The organism is Thermosynechococcus sp. PKX95 (genome assembly GCF_031583295.1).
Classification (GTDB): domain Bacteria; phylum Cyanobacteriota; class Cyanobacteriia; order Thermosynechococcales; family Thermosynechococcaceae; genus Thermosynechococcus.
The window spans coordinates 2,531,987-2,548,709 of record NZ_CP134171.1 but is presented as its reverse complement, the minus strand read 5'-3'; the positions used below and the strand labels follow the sequence as shown (position 1 = coordinate 2,548,709).

Annotated in this window: 20 protein-coding genes; 8 read left to right on the top strand and 12 right to left on the bottom strand. The window is 54.4% G+C overall.

Translation table 11 applies throughout. The features are described 5' to 3' along the window. Positions 1–1,263, top strand: coding sequence for a phospholipid carrier-dependent glycosyltransferase (locus tag RHH81_RS12500; protein WP_310743129.1), 1,263 nt, complete (start codon positions 1–3; stop codon positions 1,261–1,263). Between the two features lie 2 nt (positions 1,264–1,265). Here RHH81_RS12500 and RHH81_RS12495 read toward each other — a convergent pair whose 3' ends face one another. The 5 genes from RHH81_RS12495 to RHH81_RS12475 all read right to left on the bottom strand — a co-directional run bounded on the left by RHH81_RS12495 (position 1,266) and on the right by RHH81_RS12475 (position 4,477). Continuing rightward, positions 1,266–1,628: a response regulator transcription factor gene (locus tag RHH81_RS12495; RefSeq protein ID WP_206200447.1), complete on the bottom strand. Its 363-nt coding sequence runs from the start codon at positions 1,626–1,628 to the stop codon at positions 1,266–1,268. 116 nt (positions 1,629–1,744) lie between these two features. Continuing rightward, complete coding sequence (locus tag RHH81_RS12490; RefSeq protein ID WP_310743128.1) at positions 1,745–2,605, bottom strand: ABC transporter ATP-binding protein; 861 nt, start codon at positions 2,603–2,605, stop codon at positions 1,745–1,747. A gap of 1 nt (position 2,606) precedes the next feature. Further along, a complete protein-coding gene (cbiQ, locus tag RHH81_RS12485) occupies positions 2,607–3,395 on the bottom strand; it encodes a cobalt ECF transporter T component CbiQ (RefSeq protein ID WP_310743127.1) in 789 nt (262 codons plus the stop codon). 7 nt (positions 3,396–3,402) lie between these two features. Next, positions 3,403–3,708, bottom strand: coding sequence for an energy-coupling factor ABC transporter substrate-binding protein (locus RHH81_RS12480; protein ID WP_206200444.1), 306 nt, complete (start codon positions 3,706–3,708; stop codon positions 3,403–3,405). Then, positions 3,701–4,477 carry an energy-coupling factor ABC transporter permease gene (locus RHH81_RS12475; RefSeq protein WP_310743126.1) on the bottom strand — a complete coding sequence of 259 codons (777 nt, stop codon included), beginning with the start codon at positions 4,475–4,477 and terminating at the stop codon, positions 3,701–3,703. The genes RHH81_RS12480 and RHH81_RS12475 overlap by 8 nt, the downstream gene beginning before the upstream one ends. A gap of 237 nt (positions 4,478–4,714) precedes the next feature. On the opposite strand from RHH81_RS12475, the gene RHH81_RS12470 reads away from it, so the two are divergent. Further along, positions 4,715–5,020, top strand: a complete 306-nt coding sequence (locus RHH81_RS12470; protein WP_149821405.1) for a cell division protein SepF — start codon at positions 4,715–4,717, stop codon at positions 5,018–5,020. Between the two features lie 7 nt (positions 5,021–5,027). Beyond that, entirely contained in the window at positions 5,028–5,414 is a 387-nt protein-coding gene (locus RHH81_RS12465) for a hypothetical protein (protein ID WP_206200443.1), read from the top strand. On the opposite strand, the gene recF is transcribed toward RHH81_RS12465, so the two are convergent. The 4 genes from recF to RHH81_RS12445 are packed head-to-tail and all read right to left on the bottom strand — an operon-like array spanning position 5,353 to position 8,908. Beyond that, entirely contained in the window at positions 5,353–6,492 is a 1,140-nt protein-coding gene (gene recF, locus RHH81_RS12460) for a DNA replication/repair protein RecF (RefSeq protein WP_206200442.1), read from the bottom strand. The genes RHH81_RS12465 and recF overlap by 62 nt on opposite strands. 10 nt (positions 6,493–6,502) lie before the next feature. After that, positions 6,503–6,991: a DUF427 domain-containing protein gene (locus tag RHH81_RS12455; RefSeq protein ID WP_310438631.1), complete on the bottom strand. Its 489-nt coding sequence runs from the start codon at positions 6,989–6,991 to the stop codon at positions 6,503–6,505. 47 nt (positions 6,992–7,038) lie between these two features. Then, the gene (locus tag RHH81_RS12450; RefSeq protein WP_206200440.1) at positions 7,039–7,692 is read right to left on the bottom strand and encodes a response regulator transcription factor; all 654 of its coding nucleotides are present in this window, start codon (positions 7,690–7,692) and stop codon (positions 7,039–7,041) included. A 7-nt stretch (positions 7,693–7,699) separates the two neighbouring features. Next, entirely contained in the window at positions 7,700–8,908 is a 1,209-nt protein-coding gene (locus RHH81_RS12445) for a M20 family metallopeptidase (RefSeq protein ID WP_206200439.1), read from the bottom strand. A 268-nt stretch (positions 8,909–9,176) separates the two neighbouring features. Here RHH81_RS12445 and RHH81_RS12440 point away from each other — a divergent pair, with 268 nt between their 5' ends. Further along, on the top strand, positions 9,177–9,398 hold the full coding sequence (locus RHH81_RS12440; protein WP_024123956.1) for a DUF4327 family protein: 222 nt from the start codon (positions 9,177–9,179) through the stop codon (positions 9,396–9,398). A 44-nt stretch (positions 9,399–9,442) separates the two neighbouring features. Here the strand turns inward: RHH81_RS12440 and RHH81_RS12435 are convergent, their stop codons facing one another. After that, entirely contained in the window at positions 9,443–9,796 is a 354-nt protein-coding gene (locus tag RHH81_RS12435; protein ID WP_206200438.1) for a hypothetical protein, read from the bottom strand. Between the two features lie 58 nt (positions 9,797–9,854). Continuing rightward, positions 9,855–11,396, bottom strand: coding sequence for a bifunctional pantoate--beta-alanine ligase/(d)CMP kinase (locus RHH81_RS12430; RefSeq protein WP_310743125.1), 1,542 nt, complete (start codon positions 11,394–11,396; stop codon positions 9,855–9,857). A gap of 349 nt (positions 11,397–11,745) precedes the next feature. Here RHH81_RS12430 and RHH81_RS12425 point away from each other — a divergent pair, with 349 nt between their 5' ends. The 4 genes from RHH81_RS12425 to cobO all read left to right on the top strand — a co-directional run bounded on the left by RHH81_RS12425 (position 11,746) and on the right by cobO (position 15,882). Next, entirely contained in the window at positions 11,746–12,066 is a 321-nt protein-coding gene (locus tag RHH81_RS12425; protein WP_206200436.1) for a hypothetical protein, read from the top strand. Between the two features lie 71 nt (positions 12,067–12,137). After that, on the top strand, positions 12,138–13,973 hold the full coding sequence (locus RHH81_RS12420; protein WP_310743124.1) for an SPFH domain-containing protein: 1,836 nt from the start codon (positions 12,138–12,140) through the stop codon (positions 13,971–13,973). Positions 13,974–14,328: 355 nt separating this feature from the next. Further along, the gene (locus RHH81_RS12415; protein WP_206200434.1) at positions 14,329–15,276 is read left to right on the top strand and encodes an RNA polymerase sigma factor, RpoD/SigA family; all 948 of its coding nucleotides are present in this window, start codon (positions 14,329–14,331) and stop codon (positions 15,274–15,276) included. A gap of 3 nt (positions 15,277–15,279) precedes the next feature. Further along, on the top strand, positions 15,280–15,882 hold the full coding sequence (gene cobO / locus RHH81_RS12410; RefSeq protein WP_206200433.1) for a cob(I)yrinic acid a,c-diamide adenosyltransferase: 603 nt from the start codon (positions 15,280–15,282) through the stop codon (positions 15,880–15,882). Here cobO and RHH81_RS12405 read toward each other — a convergent pair. Further along, entirely contained in the window at positions 15,879–16,676 is a 798-nt protein-coding gene (locus RHH81_RS12405) for a PhzF family phenazine biosynthesis protein (RefSeq protein WP_225901590.1), read from the bottom strand. The two genes, cobO and RHH81_RS12405, sit on opposite strands and share 4 nt — an antisense overlap. Positions 16,677–16,723: the final 47 nt, after the last annotated feature.

Genomic DNA, 16,723 nt, shown 5'->3' with positions numbered 1-16,723 from the left:
ATGCCCTTGGGGCTACTGCTGCTGTGGCTCTTTGCCCTTGCCACCCGCTTTTGGGGGCTGACTCGCTTTCCCACACTGGTATTTGATGAGGTCTATTTTGCCCGCTTTGGCCGCAACTATCTCGCCGGTGTTCCTTTCTTTGATGCCCATCCGCCTTTGGGAAAATACCTGATTGCCCTGAGCATTTGGCTGGGGGGTGGCTTTCACCCTTGGGGCTATCGCTGGTTGAATGCCCTGATGGGATCACTGATTCCCATAGCGGTGGCAGTGTTGGCCTATCTCCTGACGCGGCGATCGCCCGTGGCGTTGTTGTCGGGACTCTTTGTTGCCCTCGATGGCCTCTTTTTGGTGGAGTCTCGCTATGCTCTCATCAATATCTCCCTTGTCCTTTTTGGGGTGGTGGCACAGATTCTCTGGCTATGGGGGTTGCGCTACCAAGGAAGGGCGCGATCGCTCTGGCTGATGGCCGCAGGCATTGCCTTTGGCGCCTGTGGGGCAGTGAAGTGGAGTGGCTTGGGATTCCTGTTGGGGGTAGGGCTTTTCTGGCTTCTCCAGCAGAGGTTACCGCTGCCTGCTGAATGGAAGACCACTTACCAGTGGTGGCAGATGTGCCTGCTACTCCCCGTTGTCGCCTTTGTGGTTTATACCCTGCTCTGGCTACCCCATCTCCAGTTTCATCCCCACCAGAGCCTACTTGACCTCCATCGCCAAATGTTTAACTTTCACCGCAGTGTGGCCAGTACTGCCCATCCCTACTGTTCGCCGTGGTGGTCTTGGCCGCTCCTGCTGCGCCCCATGAGCTACTTTTTTCAGCGGGTGCAAACCCTCAGTGAAACCGTGCCCGTCATTGGCCCGCCCCTACCACTGGCAGATACCCAATGGGTTTATGCCGTCTATGCCCTCTTTAATCCCCCTCTTCTGTGGCTGGGCACCTTGGCCACGTTGGCTCTTATCCCCCTTAGATTGACGACAACCGCAGGCCGTTTTGTGCTCTTAAACTATGCTGCCAATCTCTTGCCCTGGGCACTGGTGAGCCGCTGTGTCTTTATCTATCACTCCCTCCCCGCTGCCCTCTATAGCTTTATGGCCTTGGCCTTGGTCTGGGAAGCCAGCCGCGATTGGGGAGCTTGGGCACGCTGGGCAGGCATTGCCGTCCTAGGGGTCGTTGTTGGGGGCTTCCTCTACTGGCTCCCCCTGTATTTAGGACTACCCCTGACGCCCCAAGACTTTTTGAGGCGGATGTGGTTGCCGTCTTGGATTTAGGACTATCCTAGGAGTTGTTTAACAGTGGCAATGAGTTCTGCAGGATCAAAGGGTTTGGTGATGTAGGCATCCACCCCCTGCTTTTTACCCCAGTGAATATCAAACTCTTCGCTTTTGGTGGTGCACATGATCACGGGCACACTTTGGCAAGCCGCTTCACCCTTAATCCAGCGGCACAGTTCGTAACCATTCATGCGCGGCATCACCACATCCAGAATCACCAAATCAGGACATTGAGCCTTGATCTTTTCTTGGGCTTCGATACCATCCTCAGCCTCAACAACGTCATAGTTCTGCTCTTTCATCAGCTGAACAATCATTGCCCGCAGGGTGGGGCTGTCATCAACAACCATAATTGTGGCCATAAAGGTTCTGCCTGATGCCGCAAATAATACGCTGGTAATTAGTGAACAGTTGGATATTCTACCCATCGCCTAGCTTATCATTTTCACCGGAGTCCTGAACATCGGCACCTTGGTCTTTAGGGGCGATCGCTCCTTTGGAATTCCTGAAAGAGAGCAGCCAATTCTTGACTCAAGGCTAAGGGGGTGCGGGGCAAGGGTCGCTGGCGACGCCAAAAGGGCGGAAATTGTTGCCACAGGTGCAGTAGGGTAGGCGTTCCCAATTCAGGGGCAAGGGTCGGCCACTGCCCAAAGACATGGGAAGCGCGATCGCTCACGGTGACCTGACCATTGACCAGCACCATAATCCAGTCGGCCCAGCCATAGGCAAAATCAAGATCATGGGTGGCAATCATAATCGTGGTTCCCTGCTGGTGAATGTTCTCTAGGGCCTGCTCCAGTTGCTGCCGCTGCTGATAGTCGAGATAGGTGGTGGGTTCATCGAGCAGTAATAGCGTCGGTGCTAAGGCCATTACTCCAGCCAGTGCCACCCGCCGTTTTTGCCCCAAACTCAAATGATGCAGGGGGCGATCGGCAAGCTCCACTAAATCAAAGTCCTCTAGGGTTTGGTACAAACGCGCTTCGATTTCGGCGCTGGGTAGGTCTAAGTTGTACAGCCCATAGGAGATATCCTCCGCCACGGTGGCTGCCACCAGTTGCTGTTCGGGGTCTTGAAAGGCCAAGCCAATGCGTTGACGCCACTGCCGCAGTCGCTCTGGTTGATGGACGAGCCGTTGCCCTTGCCAGTAAATTTCACCGCGATCGCGCCGATAGAGGGCCGCTGTCAGATAAAAGAGCGTTGATTTGCCTGAGCCATTCAGCCCCAAAAGGGCAACTTTCTGTCCCGCCTCTAGGGTAAAGGAGCAGTTTTGCAGCACGGGGGTAGTGGTATTGGGATAGCGAAAGCCAACCTGATGAAATTCCAGTAGCGGCACAGACATCTCAGGTGATTGCATTCAGCAGAATGAGGGCACCGCCACCAATGACGATTTCAAGGCCATACCGTTGCGAATAGGCATAGGACTGGGGACGCAATACCCGAAACTGCCCCTGAAAGCCACGACTGAGCAGGGCAAGGTTCACCTGTTCATAGCGGTACAGAGACTGCTGCAGGAGTTGAGCCGCCAACAGGCTCACACTAACGAGCCAGCGCGATCGCCGTTGATAGCCGCCCCGTGCCCGCTGCGCCAATTGCAGCGTGAAAGCGGTTTCTAAGAGGGTGAAGATATAGCGGTACATCAACATCAGAATATCGAGGATGAAATGGGGAACCCGCCAGCGCTCGGCCACACTCAACAGGGCTGGAAAGGGGGTCGTCAATAAAATCAATAGTAAACAGGTGCTGGCAACCATTGTCCGCAGTCCTAGGGTTAAGCCTTGGTGCAATTTCTCGGCACTGATAAAGAACGACCAGCCCATTAGGGAGATGTCACTGAGAACCACTTGCCCCGAAGCCCGTAAAGTCTCCGTCGGGATGATTTGCACCACTAACCCTGGCAAACTCACCAGCCAAAACGCAGCAACTGTGGCTATGAGGGTGAAATAAACCCGCCACGGAATGCGGGCATAGCCGAGAATCCAAAGGCTCAGCCACAGCCAAAGCAAACTCTGGACAAGGGGGCGAGCAAAAAACGTCAATAACAGGCTGGCGATCGCAAAAATCAACTTTTGTTCAGGGTGCAAATGCCGCAGACCATTGGTATAGGCATAGGTATCGAGGTGATGGTGCATTGACTGCTCAGGACTGTTGCGATTTTGAGGCAGCGGTTGCCCTTTGGCGATGGCGTTCGCGGTACTGACCCAAGATAAACCCCATGACCCCCGCCCCCAGAGCTGCTTGCACAGCAAACAGCAGGGATTCAATCTCACCACTGGGCGGTTCAAACAATGGCTCTGCCCAAGGTTCAAAGTCTGGTGCCACCTCGCTGATTAACGCTTCGGCTTGGGCATCGGCACCTTCAAAGTCACCCTTAACCAGCAGTAGGGGAAGTGTACTTAAGAGAATTGCGCCGCCCAATAGGAACGCCACTGTTTTTTTATTCATTGGATTCCCCTCCAGGCAAGAGTTTTAAGGTTTGCAATTCTGCTGTGCAGTACGTGGTCAACCAGTTCCACACCAACACCGTGAGTAACCCTTCACTGATCGCCAGGGGAATCTGCGTCACAGCAAAGAGCGCCGCAAACTTGGCAAAAGCCGTCGCCACCCCACCCATACTATCGGGAAAGGCCAATGCCAATTGTAAAGAAGTCACCGAGTAGGTGGCCAAGTTACTGATCAGAGCAGCACTAAAAATCGCGATCGCTGGCTTAGCCGTGGCACGGGACATCCCCCAATAGGTCAACCCAGCCAACCAAGGTCCCACCACCGCCATCGAAAAGCCATTAGCGCCTAGGGTGGTCAGGCCGCCATGGGCAAGGAGCAGGGCTTGAAAGAGCAGCACCAATGTCCCCAGCACGGCCATCAGCGGTGGCCGAAAGAGAACGGCTCCCAAGGCAATCCCCATCGGATGGGAAGAGCTACCCGTAACGGAAGGAATCTTCAACGAGGAGAGGACAAAGGCATAGGCACCGGCTAAGGCAATCAGCAGGGTTGACTCTGGTTGCTGTTGAATCTGTTGTCGCAGTGCCCATAGTCCCCATGCCAAAAAGGGTAAAAAAACCAGCCACCAGCCCACTGCCCAGTCAAGGGGCAAAAACCCCTCGCTAATGTGCATCGCCAAGGCGGGGTGAGGACTCGCGACCACGAGATACGCGCTCAGAAGGGCGATCGCCCCAAGGGAGCCATATCGCTTCGCTTGGCTACGTTTGATCATTGAGACATTCCTAAACCTAAGTGCGCCTATTCTAGTGCGCAACCAGTAACTTGCCTATGCCCAGTGGGGGCTGCAACCGATATTAGAAAGAGCTATGCCTGCTCAAAAATTCACGCAGTGCCAAGACTGTAAGGCTGGAATTTGCATAAATTTTGATGTAGTCGGTATAACAGGATGAAGTCTAATGTCATTATTGAATCGTAGGTACTGTTGCTATGTTCCCAGGGGGGAGTTGTCATGAGTGAACTGACTGCCTTTGGTCATTCCTTGAGTAGTGGCTATGAAGTAGTGGTGATCAAGCCGCAGTCCCTCAGTGATACGACCCTGATCGTTCAAGCGCTGCGGGCTGACAAGGCAGTGATTCTCAACCTAGAGCACCTCGATGTCACCGAGGCACAGCGCATTTCTGATTTTGCCGCTGGTAGCACCTATGCCATCAATGGCCATCAATCGCGCCTTGGGGATGGGGTCTTTCTCTTTACGCCCAACGTGATTAATATCCAAGAATCCACAGCAGCACCGACACCCGCTGGACTGGCCTAAGCCGTTCATGAATCCTGCAGATCTGCTCACCGTCAGTGAGTGTCAAGAGATTGATCAACTGCTCTTACCGGCCGCAGATCGCTTTGCTATTCGAGTGGCGGTGTATGCCCAGCGCTATTTGCGAGCTAAGACTGAGGGAAACCCCCTCGAAGACCTGACGGAAGCCCAAGTCTATGAACTTGTTGCTGCCGATCCCCAGTTGCAAGCGGAGGAGCAGCGCCAAGGGGGGTTTATGACATGGTATGGCCAAATTTTAATCAGTGCCCTCAAGCAACTGCGGCAAATTGCTGCAAGGGAGGGGGTGCCCATTGCTGAGCTAACCGTTTCCCAGATTAGTCACTGGTTTCAGCAGCAGTGTCAGGCACGCTTGCGATCGTCCCCGCCGTCACCTTAAGAATTTGTGCTTGTTGCCGCCAAGGGGTGGCAAAGGGGGCAAGGTGGGTGGTGGTAATCAGCGTTTGGTAGCGATCGCCCATCACCTCTAATAAAATTCCCTGCCGCTGCAAATCCAATTCGGCGAGGACATCATCCAACAACAAAAGGGGAGTGTCGCCCACCACACTTTCCACAAGAGCCAGTTCCGCCAGTTTCAACGCCAATACCAGCGTGCGCTGCTGCCCTTGGGAAGCAAATTGACGGGCACTTTGCTCATTGAGGCACAAGCCCACATCATCACGGTGCGGTCCCACCAGACTGGTTTTTTGCAGCAGTTCAATAGTGCGGCGAGCGGCCAAGGCCTCATTAAAGGCAGCCACAATCACTTCAGAAGTGCCATCCCCAAGGGGCACATGGCTCTCATAAGTCAAGGTGAGTGTCTCGCGATCGCCACTCAACACGCGATGCCAATCCTGTGCCAAGGGTGCCAAGCGTTCAATGAGGCGCTGTCGGCGGCGGATAATGCGAGTGCCATTGATCACCAATTGCTGATTCCATGCCTGCCAGAGGGCTTCATCCCATCCTTGGCTGCCGGCCTGTTTGAGGAGAGCATTCCGTTGGCGCAGGGCTTTTTGGTAGGTTTGCAGCAGTTGGCTATAAAGGGGTTCCAATTGCACCAAAATCCGATCCAACCAGTTGCGGCGAATGGCCGGTGTGCCCCGCACCAGTTCCAAATCCAAGCAGGAAAATTCCACCGCATTGAGTTGCCCCAGAAATTCCGCCGTGCGCTTAACGGTACAGCCATTCACCCGTAGGACACGGCCTGCGAGGGGGCGCAAACTCACCGCCAGATCAAGGGGGACGCCTTGGCGCTCTAGGGTGGCTTCAATTTGGGCACTCTCTTGTCCCTGCTGAATAAGGTCGCGATCGCGATGGGTGCGATGGGATTGCAGTGTGGCCAGCCACTCCACAGCCTCTAGCAAATTGGACTTGCCTTGGGCATTGTCCCCAACGACGATGGTTTTTGGCGCAGCAAACGTCACCGATTGCTCGCTGTAGTTGCGAAAGTGGCGCAGATGGAGTGATTTGAGAAACACTTAGCAGCCCTTACCAGCCCCAAGTCCCCGGTGCCCCCTTAAACGGGCCGACAATGTCCGGAGTAATCCAGCCGCCATAGAAGCCCCCCGGTTGCGGAATCACCACCACACCATCCACGGTGCATTCATCCATCAAAGCAGCATAGAAGGCAATGTAGTTGCAGATTGGCGCAAAAGCAGGGGTAGGTTTGGGATAGTACCAGGCTGCATTATCCGCTTGGCGATCGCCCACCTTGACGTGGTAGTAGGCGCCTTGTCCTTTCCACTCGCAAAAGGTTTGCCGTGCTGAGGGCAGCAGATACTGCACCTGTACATCCTCTGGCGGAAAGTAATACACTGGGGGATGACTGGTTTCTAGTACCCGCTGTCCCCGCTGGGTGTCGGCAATCACCACACTATTAAAGACCACCCGCAGGTGTTTTGAGGTGGGTTCAACACGGGGCGGACGGGGATAGTCCCAAACCGATTCTTGGCCGGGGGCAGGGGGAATCCGTTGCATCGCGTTTCAGGTCCTCAACACTCTTCCTTGACGGTAACAGCTATGGCTCAAGCTTGGGAACTGGTTTGTCGCTCCACCAAGCCCTGTTCAATGGCCAGTCGCACCAGCTCAGCTCGATTGTGAACCGCTGTTTTTTGAAAGAGGCTACTGACGTGCTTTTCAATCGTTCGGGCGCTCAAGTGCAGGCGATCGCCAATCTGGGCATTGGAGAGTCCTGCCACGAGTAACCCTAGCACTTCCTTTTCCCGTTGGGTGAGATCAACGCTGAGGGTTCGTGTTTTCGGCGCCGCAAAGGGTTGCTGTCGTTGCTGCCATTCGATTTGTACCAGTTGCGCCCGATCCAACAGGTTACGCACCACCGCTGCCAACTCATTGAGGTCAAAGGGCTTGGAAAGATAGACATCGCCCCCGGTGCGATAGGCGCGAATCCGCTCTTCTAGTTCTGTGCGTGCGGTGAGGTAAATTACCGGTAGTAAGCGCAATGAAGGATGCTGGCGCACCTGCCGCACCAACTCATAGCCATTCATGTTGGGCATGGCAATGTCCGTAATCAGCAGATGGGGCTGATAGCGGTGGATCATTTCGAGAGCCTGGGCACCATCTCCCGCCGTCAGACAACAGTACCCTTCGGATTCCAAAAAGTGACTCACCGACAGGCGGATGCCGGGATCATCATCGGCAATGAGTACCGTGAGGGACATAGGAAATTTAGGTCTCCACTAGACCACAGTATTTCTCCACACAGCGGACAAACAGCTCAACCCCAATACTTAAAACAGTTTCGTCAAAATCAAAGCGGGGATGATGGTGGGGAAAATCTAACCCCAGTGTGCCATTGGCTGACCCCAAAAAGAAGTAGCAACCCGGAACCGCTTGCAGGAAAAATGACATATCTTCCGCCGCCATGGTTTGACAGTGGGACGTGACCCCAGCCGGCACCTCAACCACCGATTCAGCAACAGAGCGCACAAATTTCGCCATCTTGGCATCGTTGACGGTGGGGGGATACATCCGCTCATAGCGAAAGTCATAGGTGGCGCCATGACTCTGACAGATACCCGCAATCACCTGTTCAATGCGCTGGGGTAGCCAGTCCCCCAACTCTGGCTTAAAGTATCGCACTGTTCCCCGAAAGGTCGCGGTATCGGCAATCACGTTCTTGGCGGTGCCCGCATGTACTGCCCCCACGGAAATCACCGCTGTCTCTAGGGGATCCACGTTGCGCGAGACGATAGTGTGCAAAGCCGTAATGATCTGGGCAACAACGAGAACCGTATCCACCGTAAATTGGGGTAAAGCGGCGTGTCCCCCCTTGCCGTGTACTTCACACTCAAAGAATTCCGCTGCCGCCATCAACGGCCCACTACGCACCCCCACCGTACCAACGGGCAGAAAGTTCCAGAGGTGCAGGCCAATAATGCCATCCACTTTCGGGGCATCGAGAACTCCCGCTTCAATCATGGGTTTAGCCCCACCGGGGCCTTCTTCCGCTGGTTGAAAGATGATTTTGACCGTACCAGCAAAATCGCGGTGCTCAGCAAGGTATTTCGCAGTCCCAAGGGCGATCGCTGTGTGACCATCGTGCCCGCAGGCGTGCATTTTCCCCTCATGGAGAGAGCGGTAGGGCTTATCGTTTTCCTCCTGCACTGGCAGCGCATCCATATCGGCGCGAATCGCCAGCACTGGCCCCGGTCGCGCTCCCGGAATCACGGCCACAATTCCCGTTTCCGCAATACCCGTGCGATGCTGAATGCCCCATTGCCGTAGTTTCTCACTGACAAAGGCCGCCGTCAGGTGTTCTTGAAAGCCCAATTCTGGTCGTTGGTGCAAATAGCGTCGCCACTGCACAAGTTCGGTTTGGAGGGCAGCCACCTCTGGACGCAGTTGGCAGCTCAATTGGGGAAGATGGAAAGCCATGGGGCAGTCTTTAGATTTTGTTTAGCATTGCCTTTCTCTAGGATAAACGATGCTCTGGGGCAGTGACAGTCAATGTAACCTCAAGAACAGGTGACGCGCCACTCGCTTCCACCAGTAGTAGGATTTTTTGATCAGAACCCCCTGACTTAGGAAACATTTGTTATTATGACAGGTAGCTCCCTAGGGCAAAAGTTAAAATAGTTCAGTATTGGATATTACACTTTGCCAATTCTGAATCCTAGGGTCTCTTCAGCCAAACGAGGATGTTATGGTTCAATCCCTTCAATACTCCATCGAACTCGTCAAAGATGAAGCACGACGACTGGTGGCCAAAGGTGTGGTGAGTCGGCAGCAGCCCATTTACACCCTCTGCCAGTTTGTGCCCGTTCGGGAGTGGCCCCTCATTGAGGCAGAGCTAGAGCGCTGTGATTTTATGCTGCGCGATCGCATTGGCGACCTCATTGGCCGTGAGTGCTGGGACAACGACTAAAGAGCCATCATTCAGGGCACCGACTTCCCAATAATGCGCAAATCCTAGGACGTGGGTGCCTGAGAATCCTGCTGTAGGTCTTGGCGAATGGCGCGCAGCGTTTCGAGAAGCGTTTGAATATCTGCGGCTAAGTCAGCACTCTCGCGAGGAGCAGGCTCAGGGGTCGCAGAGGGTTGCTGCTGTTGGGCAATGAAGGCTTGAATCAGTTCCCGTGCTTGCGCTTCGGTGAGGCGGCCTTTCTCAGCACAGACGGTGGCCAATTGGCGGGCATCCACCCGCAGTTGCGTCAGGTATTCTTGGCGTTTGGCCTCATCCTGTAGGGATTCAATGGCAGCAGCCGCCGCTCCAATACCGGTGTAGTAGAGTTGTTGTACAAGATCGAGGGGATTGCGATCCATAGAAATGTGCTCGGCGTGAACTCTCCTCTGCTACTGTACGGGAAATCTCCCTTGCTCATCAAGGTTGAGGAAAGCGACTGCGGTAGAGATGAACAATTTTACTCACCACCTCATCGATCGCCAAGTTGTCCGTACAGACTTCTATGGCATCGGCAGCTTTGCGAAAAGGGGCGTAGGTGCGTTGCTGATCCGCTGTGTCGCGAGCGGTAATCTGAGCGAGCAATTCCTCGTAGGAGAGGTCGCATTGTCCTTGTTGTTGTAACTCCTGCCAGCGGCGCTGGGCACGCTCTTCGGGCGAGGCCGTTAGGAAAATTTTCAAGCCTGCCTCGGGAAAGACATGGGTACCAATATCACGACCTTCGGCAGCAATGCCCCCATTGGCTCCGATCGCCCGCTGTTGTTGTACCATGAGTCGTCGCACACCCCGCAGGGCGGCAATTTGGGACACTCGCTGCGTCACCTCTAGGGAACGAATCGCTTGGCTGACCTCGCAATCGTTGATCCACACCCGTGTGGGTTGAGGGGGATCGCTGCTCTCAAGACGCAACTGACAATGGGCGATCGCCTCTACGACGGCTGGCTCATCCCTGAGATCAATGTTATTGCCCAAGCACCACCAAGTTACTGCTCGATACATGGCACCGGTGTCAAGGTACTGCAACCCTAGGGCTTGGGCTGCTAGTCGCGTCACGGTTGACTTCCCCGCGCCGGCAGGGCCATCCACAGCCAGAATCGGCAGGCGGCGATCCAATAGGCAATTGTCAATGAGGCGCGTTTGCCCCACCCAACCCGCGATCGCCAGCAGTCCCACGGTCTCAATGCGTTCCAAGGGCACAAGGGTCTGGGGATGCACCAATTCGGCATAGTCGAGGCGCAACTGGGGAAACTGGCGCAGATGGTGGTGCACCTGCTCTAATAGCTGCTTAGCTTCAAAGCAGCCCTGACGGAAGGCGGTGGTGGCTACCTCTAGGCTCTGACTTAGGGCTAAGGCGGTGGCGCGATCGCCCGCACTGAGGTATTGATTACGGGAACTGAGGGCAAGGCCATCGGCATCGCGGACAATGGGGCAGCCAATGATCTCCACGTCCAGATTCAAATCCGCCACACAGCGGCGAATAATTGCTAACTGCTGGGCATCCTTTTGGCCAAAATAGGCGCGATCGGGCTGCACCAAATGCAAGAGCTTCAGCACAATTGTTGCTACCCCGCCAAAATGGCCGGGGCGCGATCGCCCACAGAGGCGTTCCGTTAACTCCCTTGGTGGCTCAACTACCGTGAGACTCTCCATCCCCGCTGGATACAGTTCAGCCACACTGGGCACAAAGAGCAGATCCACCCCTAACTGCTGACAAAGCGCCGTATCCGCCTCAAGGGCACGGGGATAGCGCTCCAAATCCTCTTGGGGGCCAAACTGAAGCGGGTTGACAAAAATACTGACAACGACCACATCACACTCTTGCCGTGCCCGCTGGATCAAGGCGGCATGCCCCCCATGCAGTGCCCCCATTGTCGGCACAAAACCAAGGGTGGTTGCGGGAGGTAATGTGCCAAGGGCAGCCTGTAAACCCGCCGTGGTGGTCAAACGGTAAAACTTACCCATAGAGTGCTTCGGGGGCGATCGGTGCAGTTTTGATACAATCTGTCATATTACAGCCCTTTTCACACCGAGAGAAGACACGCCAGCTTCTGAAAGCCACGATCAGAGAGGCGGGTTTGGTGGATCCCAATGTTAGAAAAGGGCTGTCCAATGCCCGTGCCCGCTTTTTCTAACCAAAGTTTGTACATTTGTTGCAAGGGCTTTAATCTTGGGGGCAGGTTTTCTAAAATTCAGGTACCCTCGTTTCTCTGTACTTGCCAACCCTGTCACGCAACCTCCGTTTTACTCCCCCTGAGCCAAAAGCTTATTTTTTAACTGGAACTGTTCAGCATACGCCGCGAGGATAGCCCCTATGGCCAATGAACTACAAAACAGCTTACAAAAATACCGTTTCGTCTGCACCCTCACCTTCGGAGATATTTATGGCCAAGTCATTGTTTGGCTGATTGTGATCTTTATTGGTTTGGCCGCATCCCTCACCCTCTACAACAATCCCGTGCAGGCGTTTCTGGTCGGGGGGCTAATTTTGGTCTTAACCTTGCCCTTTTTGCTCTTTGCCTTTGTCACGACACTGCTCAACCATATTGAAATGCGACCTGTGACAGTCACAGAGAAGAAAAAGCGCAAAGATGCCGCCGTGGCCTCAACCACTGAAGTGGCTCCAGCGAATTAAAGAACCCTTAAAAATAGCGGGCGATCGCCCCCAAAATGCCACACTGAAATTAACGCTGAGGGGGCAGTTCTATGCTTTACTGGCTGACATTTTTGCAGGCATTACCGACACCAGAATTGCCAGCACCTCCCCGCACCCAAACCAAAGCCACAGTACTGGTGGAGTCTCCCCCCATTGTCATGGGTAATCTGGGTGGGCTGCTCTTTTTTCCCGGTGTGATTGCCGGCATTGTGATTTTACTGCTCCTGAGCATTTGGGCTTACACGCGCGTCTATGTCATTACCCCCAACAACGAAGCCTTTGTGCGCACGGGGGGGATTTTTGTTAAGAAAAAAACAGTCATTCTCAATGGTGGCTGCATTGCCCTGCCGGGGTTCCATGAGTTGACACGGGTACCGCTGCGGGAAATCTCCATTGACGTAGAGCGAACGGGCAAATTGGCGGTGCGTACCCAAGATTATCTGCGGGCTGATATGCGGGTCACCTTTTATGTCTGCATCAATGCCACCGAAGAGGATGTCCTCACTGCCGCCGCTCGCCTTTCCCAAAATAACCGCATTACCCCCGAAGACATCAAGAATGCCCTTGAAAAACGGGCGGACGATGCCATTCGCGCAGCTGCAAAACACAAGTCCTTGGCTGAAATTGACTCCGACAAACTAGGGTTTGCCCAAGAGGTACTCAACCTGATGCAGCAGGATCTGCAAAAAGTTGGACTCACCCTCAACAACATTGCCATCTCAGAAGTCCAAGAGAGTGACACCTACGACGAAAACAACTTTTTTGATGCTCAGGGGGTGCGGCTGCGCACAGAAACGATTCAACGCTCGATTCAACAAAAGCGGGAAGTCGAACTCTCAACCCGGGTCGCGATCGAACAAAAGGAACTGGATGCCCAAAAACGCTCCCTGCAAATTGAAGAGGAAAAAGAAGCGGCACTGTTAAGCCAACGCCTGAAGGTGGAAGCCCTAAAAGCGCAGCGGGAAAGGGAAATTGAGGAGGCCAAAGCAGCAGAGGCAGCCGCGATTCAGCGGGCAAAGTTGCTCCAAGCCCAAGCGGTTGAGGAAGAAGAAATCCGCAAAAGACTTGCCATCCAACAGAAGGAAATCGAGGCCAGCATTGAACTGGAGGAAAAAAATAAACTCCTGAAGGTAACGCAAGCCCAGCAACAGCAGGAGGCAGAAATCGCCGAGATCAGTCGCCAGCAGCAGGTGGAGGCCAACCGTTTGCAAGCACAGGTGGCCATTGCGGAGTCCGAGCGTCAAGCGCGTCTTGCCCAAGAGGATGTGGCGATCGCCGTTGCCACCAAGAAAAAAGAAAGTTTGATTGCCGAAGCCGAGCGGGCACGGGCAGAATCTGCGGTCACCACCGCCATCGAAGTGGAAAAAGCCGATCGCCAGAAAAACCTAGCGATTATTGCCGCAGAGCGGGAAGCGGCTGAAAAACGGGTGCTAGAGCAAAACGTTGTGGAAATTGATGCCTTTCGGCGGCGGCGGCAAGCGGAAATTGCCCAACAGGCAGCGGAACTGGAGGCGGAAGCGATTCGCACCCTTGCGGCGGCCAACCGTGATAAAGCCCTTGCTGAAGCTGAAGGGATGGAGGCCATGCTCGCGGCCAAAAATGTGATTAGCAACGCTAACTTGACAGCTCAAGTGATTACAGCCCTCTGGCCAGAACTGGCACCGCAACTGCCACAAGTTCTCGAAGCCCTTGCCCCGCAACCGGGGGTGATTGGCGATGCCAAAATTTATACCTTTGCCAACGGGGGCACCCCTGCTGATCTCAATAAACTGCTCCTATCCACCAGCGGGCTAGCCCTGATCAATGCCCTTTTTGAGGAGGGGAAACTGGGGCAGTTGTTAGCACAAATTAAATCCCTACTCCAAGAAAATACGTCTCATTCCTAAGACGCGACTGCATACCCCTAGCCGCAAGAATGGATAACTCTTCAGTAGGTCTGAGGCGTGAACCAAAGATTTATTAACTCCATCTATATTTTCAAAATTCATAGAGATTTTTCAATGGGGTAAATATAAAAAAAAGATTAAGAACCACCAAAGGTCGGTGTTAGTATTCCGATGAACAGATTTAGAAATGTTAAGATTCTTAATATATGTAACGTATCTACGAAAACGCTGTTAAAGCACCGTTGGCTTGGCCGCGATCTTTAGCAGGGGCGATCGCCCATCCTATAGAGAAAACGATATTCCTAGGCCTTGGACGAATCACTGCTGTCAACCTTGAGAACGAGCGATAGGGACTATGGATACTTCAAAAGATTTAGTGCGCACTTACCTACGGGAGATTGGCCGTGTGCCATTGCTCACCCACGAACAGGAAGTGATCTACGGCAAACAGGTGCAGCAGCTTAGCGCCATGAACGAGATTCGCGAAAAGCTCGCGGCAGAACTCAACCGTGAACCTACCCGTGCTGAATGGGCCGCCGCCGCCAACATGAGTGAAGCAGAATTAGAGACAATTATCGAAAATGGCGAGCGCGCCAAACGCAAAATGGTGGAGGCCAACCTGCGGCTGGTGGTTTCGGTTGCCAAAAAGTACATCAAGCGCAATGTGGATCTGCTTGATCTAATCCAAGAGGGCACAATCGGGATGCAGCGGGGGGTAGAAAAATTTGACCCCACCAAGGGGTATCGTTTCTCCACCTATGCCTACTGGTGGATTCGCCAAGCCATTACACGGGCGATCGCTGAAAAGGGGCGCACGATCCGTCTGCCCATCCACATCACTGAAAAGCTGAACAAAATCAAAAAAGCCCAGCGACAACTGTCCCAACGCCTCGGTCGCGCTGCCACGATTAATGAACTGGCGGCAGAACTGGAATTAACCCCTGCCCAAGTGCGGGAATATCTCGAACGGGCGCGACAACCCCTCTCCCTTGATGTCCGTGTCGGCGATAATCAGGATACGGAGTTGGGGGAATTGCTCGAGGATCCGTCCATTTCACCGGAGGAGTTTGCCGCTCAATCCTCGTTGCGCAGTGACCTTGAACGGCTGATGGCGGATCTGACCCCGCAGCAACGCCATGTGCTCTCCCTACGCTTTGGCCTAGAAAACGGCCAGCCCCTCACCCTTGCCAAAGTGGGCGAACTGCTCAACATTAGTCGCGAGCGGGTGCGGCAAATTGAGCGGGAGGCCCTCAGCAAACTCCGCAAACGCCGCGGCGATATTCACGAGTACCTTGCCAGCTAGCCCATGCTCACTGACGAACAGCACCGCCAAAAAATGCAGCAGCGCAAAGCCGTGCAGGCGCAACGCCTCGCGGAGCGCACCCGTGAAAAAGGTCTCATTATTGTCCATACGGGCAACGGCAAGGGCAAAACCACAGCAGCCTTGGGCATGGTGCTGCGTTCCTTGGGGCATGGCTATCGCGTGGCAATTATTCAATTTATCAAGGGGGCGTGGGAGCCAGCGGAAAAAGCGGTTCTTAGCCATTGGTCAGACCAACTGGCCTTCCATGCGATGGGGGAGGGCTTTACATGGGAAACCCAAGACCGCCAGCGGGATATCGCCTGTGCCCAAGCGGCTTGGGAGCTGGGTCTGAGCTACATCACCAACCCCGAGTACCGCTTGGTACTGCTCGATGAAATTAATGTCGCCCTCCAGCTGGACTACTTAACTGTGGCACAGGTGCTCGAGGGACTTGCCCGCAAGCCAGAAATGACCCATGTGATTCTCACCGGACGCGGTGCTCCCCCAGCCCTGATTGACGCCGCAGATCTGGTGACGGAAATGACCCTTGTCAAGCATCCCTTTCGCGAACAGGGCGTTAAAGCCCAGCCGGGGATTGAATTCTAAAGCAGGAGTTCGCCAGCGAAAATCGTAACCGCCTGACCCAATAGCCGCAGGCGATCGCCCCTGTGGGGGTGAATTTTAATCACGCCCCCCCGCGCTGAGGCTTGATAGGCCAATAACTTGTCCTTCCCCAGTTTTGCTCGCCAGTAGGGATACAAGCTACAGTGCGCCGAGCCAGTGACCGGATCCTCAGGGATGCCCAGTTGGGGGGCAAAAAAACGGGAGACGATGTCATATTCCGCGCCATTGGCCTGGGCGGTCACAATCAATCCTCGGCAAGGCAGGCGGGCAATTTGGTCAAAATCGGGTTTCAACTGGGCTACAGCACTGGCATCGACCAGATCCACCAGCAGATCGCTGCCCGCTTGCCCCATAAATATGGGTGGTGTCCCGAGCGCTGCAATGATTGAGGCTTGCACCTGCTGATCCGCAAGGGGCATTACGGGCTGCTGCGGAAAATCAAGGGCGATCCAATCCCCAAGGCGCTGGGCACACAGGAGACCGCTGCGGGTGTGAAATTCTAGATCCCCTACCACCCCTTGATGCTGCCAGAGGACATGGGCTGTTGCGAGGGTGGCATGACCACAGAGATCCACTTCTGCCACAGGGGTAAACCAGCGCAGGTGAAAGCCACTGGCCAGCGGTACGACAAAAGCCGTTTCTGAAAGATTCATTTCGCGGGCGATCGCCGCCAAGGTTGCATCCTCAAAAAACGTCCCTAGGACACATACGGCCGCCGGGTTACCCCGAAAGGGTTCTTGGGTAAAGGCATCAACTTGGTACAGTGGTAGCGGCATCCGACCCCCGAAAACCGTAAAATCAATCCTGTAGATCGAGCAGAGGA

Bases quoted from the DNA above. Each gene is read 5' to 3' on its own strand.
- cobO (WP_206200433.1), top strand. From the start codon at position 15,280: ATGCTCACTGACGAACAGCACCGCCAAAAAATGCAGCAGCGCAAAGCC.
- RHH81_RS12455 (WP_310438631.1), bottom strand. From the start codon at position 6,991: ATGCAACGGATTCCCCCTGCCCCCGGCCAAGAATCGGTTTGGGACTAT.
- RHH81_RS12470 (WP_149821405.1), top strand. From the start codon at position 4,715: ATGAGTGAACTGACTGCCTTTGGTCATTCCTTGAGTAGTGGCTATGAA.
- RHH81_RS12445 (WP_206200439.1), bottom strand. From the start codon at position 8,908: ATGGCTTTCCATCTTCCCCAATTGAGCTGCCAACTGCGTCCAGAGGTG.
- cbiQ (WP_310743127.1), bottom strand. From the start codon at position 3,395: ATGCACCATCACCTCGATACCTATGCCTATACCAATGGTCTGCGGCAT.
- RHH81_RS12500 (WP_310743129.1), top strand. From the start codon at position 1: ATGCCCTTGGGGCTACTGCTGCTGTGGCTCTTTGCCCTTGCCACCCGC.
- RHH81_RS12440 (WP_024123956.1), top strand. From the start codon at position 9,177: ATGGTTCAATCCCTTCAATACTCCATCGAACTCGTCAAAGATGAAGCA.
- RHH81_RS12495 (WP_206200447.1), bottom strand. From the start codon at position 1,628: ATGGCCACAATTATGGTTGTTGATGACAGCCCCACCCTGCGGGCAATG.
- RHH81_RS12465 (WP_206200443.1), top strand. From the start codon at position 5,028: ATGAATCCTGCAGATCTGCTCACCGTCAGTGAGTGTCAAGAGATTGAT.
- RHH81_RS12480 (WP_206200444.1), bottom strand. From the start codon at position 3,708: ATGAATAAAAAAACAGTGGCGTTCCTATTGGGCGGCGCAATTCTCTTA.
- RHH81_RS12420 (WP_310743124.1), top strand. From the start codon at position 12,138: ATGCTTTACTGGCTGACATTTTTGCAGGCATTACCGACACCAGAATTG.
- RHH81_RS12415 (WP_206200434.1), top strand. From the start codon at position 14,329: ATGGATACTTCAAAAGATTTAGTGCGCACTTACCTACGGGAGATTGGC.
- RHH81_RS12405 (WP_225901590.1), bottom strand. From the start codon at position 16,676: ATGCCGCTACCACTGTACCAAGTTGATGCCTTTACCCAAGAACCCTTT.
- RHH81_RS12430 (WP_310743125.1), bottom strand. From the start codon at position 11,396: ATGGGTAAGTTTTACCGTTTGACCACCACGGCGGGTTTACAGGCTGCC.
- RHH81_RS12475 (WP_310743126.1), bottom strand. From the start codon at position 4,477: ATGATCAAACGTAGCCAAGCGAAGCGATATGGCTCCCTTGGGGCGATC.
- RHH81_RS12425 (WP_206200436.1), top strand. From the start codon at position 11,746: ATGGCCAATGAACTACAAAACAGCTTACAAAAATACCGTTTCGTCTGC.
- RHH81_RS12490 (WP_310743128.1), bottom strand. From the start codon at position 2,605: ATGTCTGTGCCGCTACTGGAATTTCATCAGGTTGGCTTTCGCTATCCC.
- RHH81_RS12450 (WP_206200440.1), bottom strand. From the start codon at position 7,692: ATGTCCCTCACGGTACTCATTGCCGATGATGATCCCGGCATCCGCCTG.
- RHH81_RS12435 (WP_206200438.1), bottom strand. From the start codon at position 9,796: ATGGATCGCAATCCCCTCGATCTTGTACAACAACTCTACTACACCGGT.